This window comes from Fusobacterium sp. (assembly GCF_032477075.1).
Classification (GTDB): Bacteria; Fusobacteriota; Fusobacteriia; order Fusobacteriales; family Fusobacteriaceae; genus Fusobacterium_A.
Window position 1 is genome coordinate 39383 of the sequence record NZ_JAWDXO010000003.1, and the last position, 12711, is coordinate 52093.

General features: G+C 30.2%; 12 protein-coding genes. 3 read left to right on the forward strand and 9 right to left on the reverse strand.

The window, feature by feature from the left end:
- Positions 1–12: 12 nt before the first annotated feature.
- Positions 13–846: a peptidoglycan DD-metalloendopeptidase family protein gene (locus E6771_RS02445; protein ID WP_316089459.1), complete on the forward strand. Its 834-nt coding sequence runs from the start codon at positions 13–15 to the stop codon at positions 844–846.
- 172 nt (positions 847–1018) lie between these two features.
- Here the strand turns inward: E6771_RS02445 and E6771_RS02450 are convergent, their stop codons facing one another.
- Positions 1019–2455, reverse strand: coding sequence for a PLP-dependent aminotransferase family protein (locus tag E6771_RS02450; RefSeq protein ID WP_316089460.1), 1437 nt, complete (start codon positions 2453–2455; stop codon positions 1019–1021).
- 186 nt (positions 2456–2641) lie between these two features.
- On the opposite strand from E6771_RS02450, the gene megL reads away from it, so the two are divergent.
- Together megL and E6771_RS02460 are read left to right on the forward strand one after the other, a co-directional pair.
- Positions 2642–3829 (forward strand): methionine gamma-lyase, encoded by a 1188-nt coding sequence (gene megL, locus E6771_RS02455; protein ID WP_316089461.1) that lies wholly within the window; start codon positions 2642–2644, stop codon positions 3827–3829.
- A gap of 20 nt (positions 3830–3849) precedes the next feature.
- Entirely contained in the window at positions 3850–5193 is a 1344-nt protein-coding gene (locus E6771_RS02460) for a Na+/H+ antiporter NhaC family protein (protein WP_316089462.1), read from the forward strand.
- Between the two features lie 60 nt (positions 5194–5253).
- Here the strand turns inward: E6771_RS02460 and E6771_RS02465 are convergent, their stop codons facing one another.
- From E6771_RS02465 to E6771_RS02500, 8 genes are all read right to left on the reverse strand, one after another.
- The gene (locus tag E6771_RS02465; RefSeq protein ID WP_316089463.1) at positions 5254–6111 is read right to left on the reverse strand and encodes an endonuclease/exonuclease/phosphatase family protein; all 858 of its coding nucleotides are present in this window, start codon (positions 6109–6111) and stop codon (positions 5254–5256) included.
- 320 nt (positions 6112–6431) lie between these two features.
- Entirely contained in the window at positions 6432–7256 is an 825-nt protein-coding gene (locus tag E6771_RS02470) for an Mrp/NBP35 family ATP-binding protein (protein ID WP_316089464.1), read from the reverse strand.
- Positions 7257–7433: 177 nt separating this feature from the next.
- Entirely contained in the window at positions 7434–8210 is a 777-nt protein-coding gene (locus tag E6771_RS02475; protein ID WP_316089466.1) for an ABC transporter ATP-binding protein, read from the reverse strand.
- Positions 8176–9066 (reverse strand): ABC transporter permease subunit, encoded by an 891-nt coding sequence (locus E6771_RS02480; protein ID WP_316089468.1) that lies wholly within the window; start codon positions 9064–9066, stop codon positions 8176–8178. Before E6771_RS02480 ends, E6771_RS02475 begins: the two co-directional genes overlap by 35 nt.
- Positions 9067–9081: 15 nt before the next feature.
- Positions 9082–10050 carry an ABC transporter substrate-binding protein gene (locus E6771_RS02485; protein WP_316089469.1) on the reverse strand — a complete coding sequence of 323 codons (969 nt, stop codon included), beginning with the start codon at positions 10048–10050 and terminating at the stop codon, positions 9082–9084.
- A 246-nt stretch (positions 10051–10296) separates the two neighbouring features.
- On the reverse strand, positions 10297–10719 hold the full coding sequence (locus tag E6771_RS02490) for a HutP family protein (protein ID WP_316089471.1): 423 nt from the start codon (positions 10717–10719) through the stop codon (positions 10297–10299).
- A gap of 88 nt (positions 10720–10807) precedes the next feature.
- Positions 10808–11731, reverse strand: coding sequence for a sugar ABC transporter substrate-binding protein (locus E6771_RS02495; RefSeq protein WP_316089473.1), 924 nt, complete (start codon positions 11729–11731; stop codon positions 10808–10810).
- 29 nt (positions 11732–11760) lie between these two features.
- Positions 11761–12711, reverse strand: coding sequence for an ABC transporter permease subunit (locus E6771_RS02500; RefSeq protein WP_316089474.1), 951 nt, complete (start codon positions 12709–12711; stop codon positions 11761–11763).

Genomic DNA, 12711 nt, shown 5'->3' on the forward strand with positions numbered 1-12711 from the left:
AAGGAGAAATAAATGAAAAAATTAATATTACTGATATTTTTTACTTTAACTATTTCAACTTTTGCATTAGAAGATATAAAATTTTCAGGTAGCGAAGTTAAACAAGGTGGATTTTTTTATGTTGAATATCCTATTGATAAAAACTATGAAATAATTTTCAAAAACTCTTTAATAAAAATAAAGAATTTTGAAGAAAATGATAAAAAAATTGCTCTTATTCCTGTGCATTATTCAACTCCTGTAGGAGTATACACTGTAAAAATAATTGAAGAAAATAATGAGGCTTTTTCTAAAACTGTAAAGGTTCTTGATGGAAACTTTAAAAAGAGTTATATAACTGTTTCTAAAACTATGTCAGAAAAACGTTCTGAAAAAAATATGAAAATTATGACTAATTTCGTAGCTGAGGCTAAAAAAAATCCAGCTGAAAAAAAACTTTGGGACAGTAATTTTATACTTCCTGTACAGAAAAAAATCAGTAGCCCTTTTGGAGCCATGAGATTTGTAAATAATAAGGTTGTGGGGTATCATTCAGGTATTGATTTTCCTGTTCCTGTTGGAACTCCATTAAAAGCATCAAATTCTGGAAAAGTTGTTCTTGCAAAAGAACTGACTTCCACTGGAAATACCATTGTTATTGATCATGGAATGAATGTATTTTCAAGTTATGCTCATATGAGTGTTTTAGATGTAAAGGAAGGAGACACAATAAAAAAAGGTGATGTAATTGGAAAAAGTGGAAACACAGGTTTCACTACTGGTCCTCATCTTCATTTTACAATCAGTATAGGAACTACTTTTGTAAATCCACATATTTTTCTTGATTCTCATGTATTAGAAAACTAATAAAAAACATCCTTCTATAAATTTAAATATATGAAGGATGTTTTTTTATATATTTTCCCAAGGAACTACTCTTATCTCTACTCCCTTAGGCTTTTCTCTTTTTACACTGTTGTATTGGCAAGTTTTTTACAGGAATTATTTCTGATTTTTTCTTTTAATGGTTTATTTATATCTAAATTTTTCCTGTAAATTTCTTTGCTCCTTCACAATTTATGAGAACATTTTCCATTATTTTTATTCCTATTTCAATTTCTTCCATAGTTGCAGATAAAAAACTTATTCTTATCTCACACGAGTTTCTTTTATTATAATAAAATATACTCCCTGGTAATATTGAAAGCCCTCTCAATTTACATTTATAATAAAATTTTTCTCCATCAATATAATCAGCCAATTCTATCCAAATAAAGAAACCACCTCTTGGTACAATTAATATTTTTATATGTGGTATTTTTAAAAGTAAAGAAAGCATTTTTTGAAATTTAGCTGCCAGTATTTTTTTAGATTCTTCTAAATGTCTATCAAGATGGCCTTCTGTTATAAAATATTCTAATATTTTTTGATTTAATCCTGGTGTATTAGGATCAAGTCCATATTTTATCAATACAAACTTCTCCATAAATTTTCTTGGAGGAATCATAAAAGCTAAAGCTATTCCAGGCATAAACATCTTTGAATATGTTCTTATATATACAACTCTTTCCTCTCCGCTTTTATCCATACTTTTTATTGAGTACACCTTATTCTCATCATAATAAAATTCACAAAAGCAATCATCTTCTATTATATAAAAATCATACTCTTCTGCCAACTGAATAAGTCTTTTTTTCTTCTCATCTGACCATACTATCCCTGTTGGATTTTGAAAATTAGATATTACATAAACCATATGTATCTTTTCTTTTTTTATCATCTCTTCAAATTTTTCCATATCCCAACCATCATTTTCAATATCCATTGTCTTTATGTTACATACATCACCTAAAAAGTTTATTGCATTAGGATAGGTAGGATTTGATATAACTATTGTTTTTACAGGATGACATCCAAAAGCTTTAATCACTATATCTAAGGATTGCTGTGTTCCAGATGTTATAATTATATCTTCTCTTTCTACAAAAATATCATCTTTTTCAAGATAATCGGCTAAAGTATCCCTTAAACTAGTTAATCCCTGTACATTTTGATATCCAAATAACTCCTTGCCACAATCTTTTATTGCTTTTTCAGAAAGCCTTTGATATACTTCTACTGGAAAAAAATCTTTTGATGGTGTACCATTTGAAAAAATTATTTCAGGAAGTTCATTCTGTTGTCCATACCTAAAGCTTTCCATAATAGGAATAACCTTATCACTAATAGTAAAATCTGAATATTCTTTTACAAAGCAGCCCTTTCCTCTTATTGAATATATGTATCCATTCTCTTCCAGCATTCTGTAGACTCTCAAAACTGTATTTATATTTATATCAAATTTAATAACTGTCTGTCTTACAGAATAAAATTTTGAATCAGGTTTCATTTTTTTTGTAACTATTTCAGCTTTTAATAATTCATACAACTGAGTATAAAAATTGGTACCTGTCTTTCTAATTATTTTCTCATTCATAATAATATTTTCCTCCCATTTTGAGGTATTCTAAAAGCACTTTATTCAAAGTGTCATAAGACACTTTTGAGGTCAAATGTTTGATTTTTCTTATATTATATAATAAAATTGTATTATAATAAAGCGTTTTATTCTTATATTATCTATTAAAAACATATATTTAACATTTTTTAAGGAGGAAATATTATGAAAAATAAAAAAGCTGGATTTGGAACTGTAAGTATTCATGGTGGAAGCTGTAAAAATCCTTATGGAACATTAGCTGTCCCTATATTTCAAACTTCTACTTTCGTATTTGACTCAGCAGAACAAGGTGGAAAAAGATTTGCATTAGAAGAATCAGGATACATATATTCAAGACTTGGAAACCCTACTACTGCTGTATTAGAAGATAAAATTGCACAATTAGAACAAGGAGAAGCAGCTGTAGCTACATCCTCTGGTATGGGAGCTATTTCTTCTGTTATGTGGACTATATTAAAAGCTGGAGATCATATTATCTCTGATAAAACTCTTTATGGATGTACTTTTGCATTTTTTAGCCATGGATTATCAAAATTTGGTATTGAAGTAAGTTTTGTTGATACTTCAGATGCTGAATCTGTTAAAAAAGCTATGAAACCTAATACTAGAGGTATTTATTTAGAAACTCCAGCAAATCCTAACTTGAAAATAGTTGATATAAAAGCAATAGCTGATGTAGCTCATACTAACCCAAATACACTAGTTATTGTTGATAATACATTTTCTACTCCTTATTGTCAAAAACCTATTGAATTAGGGGCTGATATAGTTGTTCACTCAGCTACAAAATATCTAAATGGACATGGAGATGTTATTGCAGGTATTGTTATTTCTAGAAAAGATTTAATTGATCAAATAAGATTAGTTGGAATAAAAGATATGACAGGGTCAGTTTTAGGACCTATGGAAGCATATTTAATAATCAGAGGTATGAAAACTCTTGAAATAAGAATGAAAAAACATTGTGAAAACGCTATGAAAGTTGCCGAATTCTTGACAGCTCATGATAAAGTTGCTGAAGTTTATTTCCCTGGACTTAAATCACATCCAGGTCATAACATTGCAGCAAAACAAATGGATGCTTTTGGTGGAATTATGTCTTTTGAATTAAAAGGTGGATTTGAAGCTGGAAAGATTCTTCTAAATAATTTAAATTTATGCTCTTTGGCTGTATCTCTAGGAGACACTGAAACTCTAATTCAGCACCCTGCATCTATGACTCACTCTCCTTATACTAAAGAGGAAAGAATGGAGGCTGGAATAACTGATGGATTAGTAAGGTTATCAGTTGGACTTGAAAATATTGAAGATATTATAGCAGATTTAGAATACGGTCTCAGCAAAATATAGAGATATAATAGGAGGTCTATATGGAGAACAAATCTAAACCAAGTTTTATAGGGTTAATTCCCCTTTTAATATTTGTTATCATTTATCTTGGAACAGGTATCGTCCTTCAAATGAAGGGTGTAGCAATGGCATTCTATCAATTACCTTCACCAGTTGCTGTTTTTGTAGGTATTATTTTTGCATTCATATTGTTTAAAGGAACTATCATGGAAAAATTTGATACTTTCCTTGAAGGTTGTGGACATCAAGATATAATTACAATGTGTATAATTTATTTGCTTGCAGGTGCGTTTGCAGGTGTATCTAAAGCTATGGGGGGAGTAGATGCTACTGTAAATATGGGACTTACATATATCCCTGCTCATTATATTGCAGCAGGATTATTTATAATAGCCTCTTTTATATCTACTGCTACTGGAACTTCTGTAGGAGCCATAGTTTCTATTACCCCTATTGCAGTAGGACTAGCTGAAAAGAGTGGAGTTCCCCTTCCTTTAATCTTGGCTGCTGTTATGGGTGGAGCTATGTTTGGAGATAATCTTTCAGTTATATCAGATACAACTATTGCAGCAACAAAAACTCAAGGTGTAGAGATGAGAGATAAATTCAGAGTAAATTTATATATTGCTGCTCCAGCTGCAATTATTACAGTTATCTTGCTTTTAATATTTGGAAAACCAGATCATATTCCTCAAATAGAAGTGCTAACATATAACTTTTTGAAAGTACTTCCATATTTGGTAGTTCTTATTTTAGCTATTGTAGGAGTAAATGTTTTTATTGTTCTTACTAGTGGTATATTTCTTTCAGGAATAATTGGGTTAGCTTATGGAAATTTTACTTTGCTTTCTTTAACAAATGAGGTATATTCTGGTTTTTTAGGTATGAATGAAATATTTCTTCTTTCATTACTGACTGGAGGATTAGCTGCAATGTCTACAAAAGCTGGTGGTATCCAATGGTTGATTGAACAGATACAAAGAATAATAATTGGAAAGAAAAGTGCTAAAATTGGTGTTGGCCTTTTAGTTGCAGTAACAGATATAGCAGTTGCTAATAATACTGTTGCCATTATTATAAATGGTTCTATTGCAAAAAGAATATGTCAGAAATATAGTGTTGACCTTAGAGAAAGTGCAGCTATACTGGATATCTTCTCTTGTATATTCCAGGGACTTATCCCTTATGGGGCTCAAATGCTTATTCTTCTAGGATTTACAGCTGGAAAAGTTTCTCCACTAGATGTGATTCCTTTATTATGGTATCAATTTCTATTGTTTATATTCACAGCTATATTCATATTCTTCTCTGTCAATGAAAAAATTATTGCTAAGTTGGATAAAAATAAAGTAAAAGCTAATTAAATATCAATATATAAAGAGGGTGAAATCATTTTCACCCCCTTTTATTTTCCTTGCAACTAATTATTGCTCTAATAATTTTAAATCTACAATCACAGGAATATGATCACTTACTTTATTCCATTGAATTCCATCTTTTTCATTTTCTTTGTTAGGTACATATGTTTGTGCTTCCCATACTTGTGCTTTATTTAAATATATTTGGTCAATTGCAACTTCTGGATTTACTGCTGGCCATGTTCTGTGGTCTATCTTATCATCAAATACTGATACCCAATATCTTTCCATTTCTTTTCCTATTACTGAATTAACAGTATCATTAAAATCTCCAACTAATATTTTTATTCCTCTCATATCAAGAGTTATTTCATTTATAGTTCTTACTTGCTGTAAACGAACTGTTGGATCTTCATGCCAATCTAAATGAGTATTGATAAATGTAATAGGTACTTCAAATCCTGGAACTTCTATTTGAGTAACTAGAGCTATCCTTTGTTCATAGCCAGGACTTGTTATATCCCCATTAGGAAAAGAAGGTAATACAAGACTTTGCTGGCTTAAAATAGGATATTTTGATAAAACTGCTATTCCATAATCTCCTCCATCATGATCAATAGTTTTTCCAAATACCATATTATACCCAGTAAGATCAGCAAGAATTTGTGCTTGATCTATCTTTCCACTACGATTAGTATTTCTATCCACTTCTTGTATAGCTATAATATCTGGATTTATTTTTTTTATCGTTTCTGCTGTAACCTTCAAATCTACTTTAAAATTATTTGCTCCTGCTGCAATGTTGTAAGTCATGATTTTCATTTTTGGATTGTTTTTTGTTATTTTTTTATTGTATAAAACTTTTGTTTCTGCAAAAGATACAACAGAAAGAATTACAAATAACAATGCTAACATTTTTTTCATTTTGAACCTCCTTATTATTAAATTTTCAACAGGATATTTTGTATCCAATATCCAACTTCATAGTAGCACTTACGAATTAAAATTTCAACTATTTTTTTATTTTAATTATTAAAAAATCAGAAAATATTATTTTCTTTTAATATAATTTGTTCTATATTTAATGTATAAAATATAAAATGCTATTTTAATAAAAAAATTTCACAATAATTAAATAGCCTTAACTATAATAATTACTGTGAAACTGTTATAAATTTTACTTTTATTTTTTCTTTAATAAATATTTCTATTTACAATTTATTTCTGTTTTCCTAAAAAATTACTTATTGTAATTTTTCAATTTCTTTAATAATATTTACAGCAACAGGAGCAAATAATTCTCCTATTCCCTCTTCTATCCCTTTTGTAAGCCCTGCTATTCCTCTAGTCATAGGAAGTTCTCCTAATAAAGTAAGCCCCATTTCATTTAAAAAGTCATTCATTCCATTTTCTTCATTAAAACTTATTTTAGTTTCACATCCTGGGCAAACTATATAACTCATATTTTCTACTACACCTAATATAGGTATATTCATTTTTTTAGTCATATTTACAGCCTTTGCCACTATCATTGATACCATATCCTGAGGAACTGATACCATTACTACTCCATTTACAGGTGTTGACTGCATAACTGTTAAAGCTACATCTCCTGTTCCTGGAGGCATATCTATCAATAAAAAATCAAGTTCACCCCATACTACATCTTCCCAGAACTGCTTTACAGCTCCACCTATCACTGGTCCTCTCCAAATTACTGGTTCATTTTCATCATCTATTAATAAATTAAGAGAGATAACTTTTATTCCTTCTTTAGAGACCACAGGATATATATTTTCTCCATCTCCCATAGCTTTTTCATCTTTCATTCCCATCAATCTTGGAATACTAGGTCCAGTTATATCTGCATCCATTATTCCCACTTTATATCCCAATTTATTCAATTCTTTTGCAAATAAAGTTGTTACTGTAGATTTTCCAACTCCACCTTTACCACTCATTACTCCAATTACTTTTTTTATATTATTATGTGGATTATTTACTATTCCACAACTTTCTTTATCTTTTGTACAACTGCTTCCTGATGGACAAGTATTACAATCTGACATTTAACTTCCTCCTTAAATTTTTCTACCAAACTATCTATTATAATACTCCTTACATAGTTTTTTGTCAATCAGTATCAAACATCTGTCAAGATATAAAATATTTTTCTAATAAAAAAAGTTTTAGAATTTTTTGCTAGAATATCTCTAACTCAAAAATTCTAAAACTCAATTTTCATTTTATCCTGCTGCTCTCATCTGCTCTTTTTCTATTTTAGAATTATATATTTTAACAAGTTCTGATTCAGTTATTTTCTTACTTTCTACATCAAGTATAACTCTTCCCTTATCCAACATAATTATTCTATCAGCATACTGTACTGCATCTCTTAAATTATGAGATATCATCATAGTTGTAATATTCTGCTTATCAATAAGTTGCTTCGTCTTTTCCATTATCACCTTTGATGTCTTTGGATCAAGGGCTGCTGTATGTTCGTCTAAAAGAAGAAGTTTTGGTTTTTTTAAAGTCGCCATAATAAGAGAAAGAGCTTGTCTTTGTCCTCCTGAAAGAAATTTTACCTGAGTATCCAGTTTATTTTCAAGTCCTAAATCTACTTCTTTTAAAATTTCTACAAATCTTTTTATCTTATCTTTTTTTATAAGATTTCTCAAAGAAAACTTTTCACATTTCTTATCTGCCAAAGAAAGATTTTCTAATATAGTGAGAGAAGGAGATACTCCCTTAGATGGGTCTTGGTGGACTTTTCCTATGCCCCAAGCTCTTTCTTCTTCTTTTAAGCTATTTATTGATTTTTCATCAAGAATGATACTTCCAGTATCTTCTTTTAATGAACCACTTATAAGATTAAAAAGAGTACTTTTTCCACATCCATTTGATCCTAATATTGCTACAAATTCACTATCTTTTATATTAAGATTAAATTCTTCAAATATATTTAATTCATTTTCAGTTCCACCATTAAAACTTTTTGACAGGTTCTTTATTTCCAGCATTTTCCTCTCCTCCTTTCTTCTTTAGACTAAAGAATGATGCATTATTATATCCTATAAATATTATTACTATTATTGCACTGATAGCTTTCAGATCTGTTGGAGCAAGTCCTAAATCTATTGCTATTCCACCTATTATTTTATAACTTATAGAACCAAGTATAGCTCTTGTTGTTCCTTTTAATTTTGTTGATTTTTTTAAAATAGTATCACCTATTATTATTGAAGCAAGTGCAGAAACTATTATAGATGTTCCCATATTTATATCTGCAAATCCTTGTCTTTGTCCCATTAATGCTCCACTTACAGCTACTAATCCATTTGAAAGCATAAGCCCTAAAAGTTTAAACTTATCACAGCTTACTCCTAAAGATTTTACTAAAGTTTCATTATCTCCAGTAGCTATGAGTAAATATCCTATCTCTGTTTTAAGAAACATATCCATTAATATTTTTATAAGCATGACTATTACCACAAGAACTACTATCTTATTTCCTAATGAAAAAACAGATGGATTATTATATAAAGGGATATTTGCTTTTCCATTTATTCTCAAGTTTACAGAATAAAGAATAGTCATTGTAAGTATTCCAGCAAGTATGGGAGCTATCTTCATTTTAATATGAAGAAAATATGTTATCACTCCAGCTAATGACCCAAATACAAAAGCTAGCACAGTACTTAGTATTGGATCAAGACCCAAAGTTGCGAATCTTGCAAAAATAAATGCCCCAAATGGAAATGTTCCTTCTACCGATAAATCAGGGAAATCCAGTATTTTATATGTTATAAATACTCCCATTGCCAATACTGCAAATATGAGTCCCTGTTCTATAGATATAGTCATTAATGAATTCATTTTTTACCCCTTTTTCTATTGTTCTATAAATTCTGCTCCTTCAAAAACTGAAAGATTTTTATCTAATTTAAGATTTTTCATTGTTTTTTCGTTTACTACTTTAGTTGTATTTGCCAAAGTTTCTACTGGCATATCTTCTGGATTCTTTCCCTCTACAAGTATTTCTTTAGCCATACGACCAGTTTGTTTACCTAATTCATAATAACTAAGTCCATCTGTCAGAAGTATACCTCCTTTTACGTGAGCTTCTTCTGCTCCTACTGTTACTATTCCTTTTTCATTTGCTGCCATAGAAATAAGATTTATTGCAGAAGCAACTATATTATCAGTAATAGTATAAAAGCCATCCACTTTGGATATCATAGAATTTACAGCTTGAGGTATATCATTTATATTATTTACCCCAACAGCTCTCACTTCAAGTCCCATCTTAACACTTATTTTTTTTGCATTAGCTACTTGTATTTCTGAATTTGATTCACTTGTATTATATATTATTCCTATTGTTTTTATTTTAGGATCAATCTTTTGAAATAATTCTAATTGTTTTTCCATAGGTGTAGCATCAGTCGTTCCTGTTACATTTCCTCCAACTTTATCCATTGTTTTTACTAATTGCGAATTTACTGGATCAGTTACAGCACTGAAAAGAACAGGTATTTTATCTGTTGATTGTTTAGCAGCTTGAGCTGATACAGTTGCTATTCCAAATATCAAATCCACTTTATCTGATACAAATTTTTGAGCTATTACCCCTGCTACTCCTGTATCTCCCTGTGAATTTTTATACATTATATCTGTATTTACTCCCAAAGATTTTAATTCATCTTCAAAACCTTTTCTTACATCATCTAATGCTGGATGTTCTGCAAATTGTGAAATACCTATTTTAAATTTTTTTCCCTCTTGAGCTACACTTTGTATCCCAATCATAATTAAAAACATTGCCGTCATTATTAATCTCTGTCCTACTTTTATTTTCATTTTCTCCTCCTGATTATTGAACAGAAAATAAAAAAACCTTTTTACATAAAATTGTAAAAAGGTAAAATCAACATAATACAACAAATCCCCTTTGAAAAGGTGATTCTGAAAAAAGCATTAAATTTTCCTACTATCCTACAATTCTACTATCCTGTTTTTTATTTCTTTTCAATCCCTACTATTTTACTATTCTACATATCATTAATGATAATTATATAAAAAATATCTGCTTTTGTCAACTGGTATTTATTCATGCTCTACAGGTACCGCTCTATGTCCCAATCCAATTACTACTTCATCCAATCTGAACATCCCTATTGTAAGAAAAATACATACTGAAAGATGCTCCTGAGATCTTGCAATTCCTATTTTCCCTCCAACATTAAATCCAACTGCTTTATCCATAATTTGAGCTATAGCTTCTCTTGTGGCTCCTGTAAGAGCTCCTTCATATATATGTGATTCTGATATTATTCCATTTCTTTTAGATGCCACTAAAGCTCTTTCTAAGATTTTAGAAATAGAATCAACCACATTTCCCCCTATATCTACAGCAGCTGTTTTTATTCCTGAATTAAGATATCTTACTTTAAGTTCTGCCTCTTCATCTCTTGAACTCATAGCCATTATTACTGAAGCTTTTGCTATATCTTTACTTTTATACTGCATTTTACACCTCACAATTTCATATATACAAATATAGCATACCATAAAAAAAGAAGGAAGTACAAAAGAATTTGTACTTCCTTTCAATATTTTACCATTCCCCTTTAAAACTGTCTACATTTTCTTTATTTACCTCTACTTGGATCATAGGTGTTACTGGTTCAAGTTTTTCTCCTCTCAATAATTTTCCAGCTGCTTCTATAGTTTTTGCTCCTTCTTCTACAGCTGACATATATGTAGTTCCATCAATAAGACCATCTTTTATAGCTGCAAGTCCTTCTTTGCTTCCTCCAAGTCCTATTACATATATTTTATCTTTTAATCCTGCTTCTTGTAATGCCATTCCAGCTCCCATAGCTGAGTTGTCATCTTGAGTTATTATTATATCCATTTTTTGATTTTTCTGAATAAGATCTTCAACTATTTTCATAGCTCTTTCTTTTTCCCATCTGCTTGTTTGATTATATACTATTTCCATTTTTGTTCCTGCTATTTCTTCAGTAAGACCTTTTTTTCTGTTTCTTTGAGGAGGTGTTCCTGGAACTCCTTCTATAAGAACTATTTTTGCATCATCTTTTTTTAATAAATTCTTTGCTATTTTCCCTGTTAATGCTCCTGTTTTCACTTCATTTTGTCCAACATAAGTAACTACACCATCATATTTACCATCTTCATCGCTTCCTATTGCATTTGTAAATGCTATAACTGGTATTTTTGCTTCATTAGCTATTGCAATTGCTCCTTTAATAGCTTCTGAATCTGCTGCTGCTACTGCTATTACATCTACTTTTTTTGCTACAAGATCTTCTATTTGAGATAATTGCTTGATAGGGTCCCAGTTAGCATCTGTATATTCTAATTTTACCCCTTCTTTTTTAGCCTGTGTGTCCATTCCGTCTCTTACAGCTATAAAATATCCCACTGGTCCAGGCAAAGATACTCCAATAACTTTTTCTGCTGCAAAAGCAGTTGCTCCAAGTATTAAACATAATGCTCCTAATAATAATTTTTTCATCTTGCTCCTCCTTATTCTTATGTTGAAATTTATTTTTTCTTAAAACTTCCAAACCCTACTGCTGCTAGTATTATTATTCCTTTAAAAACATATTGAAAATATATACTCACACCTATAAGATTGAAACTATTACTTATAACACTCATGAGAAGAACCCCTATTATTGTTCTCATAACATTTCCTTCTCCACCATTTACACTTGTTCCCCCAATTACAACTGAAGCTATAGCATCCATATCATATCCTTCTCCTGCTGTAGGAGTTGCTGTGCTCAATCTTGAAACCAAGATAAGCCCTCCTATTATTGAGGCCATACCATTTATCATGAATACCATTATTTTATACTTTATAGTATCTATACCTGACAGTCTGCTGGAATCTTCATTCCCTCCTACTGCATATATTCTTCTTCCCATTACTGTCTTTCTTAAAACTATATTAGCCAGTATCACCCCAAGGAAGAAAATTATTACAGGCACAGGTATTCCTAAGATATAGCCTCTTCCAATAAGAGAAAGGACTGGATTTGTTCCAGATATTGGATATCCCCCTGTATATATAAAAATGAGCCCCTGTAAAATTACGACCATTCCCATAGTTGCTATAAGAGATGGTATTTTAATGACTGCAACTGCAAATCCGTTAATTAATCCAATAACTGCTCCTGCTAAAAGTGCTGTTAAAAATGCTATAATAAAGCTATGACCATTTGAAATCATACTCATTATTATAGTTCCACCTAGGGCAGCTATTTTTCCTACTGATATATCAAAATTTCCAGAAATTATTACAAATGTCATTCCAGTTGCTATAACTCCTATTATTGATGATTGCCTCAATAGGTTAAGTATGTTGTTTCTTGTAAGAAAATTAGGTGTTGCAAAACTTATTATTGTACATAAAACTAAAAAGCCTATTATTATTCCATAATTTTTCAGTAGATTTTCCCTTCTGAAAGAATTCTTTAACTGTACTAACAT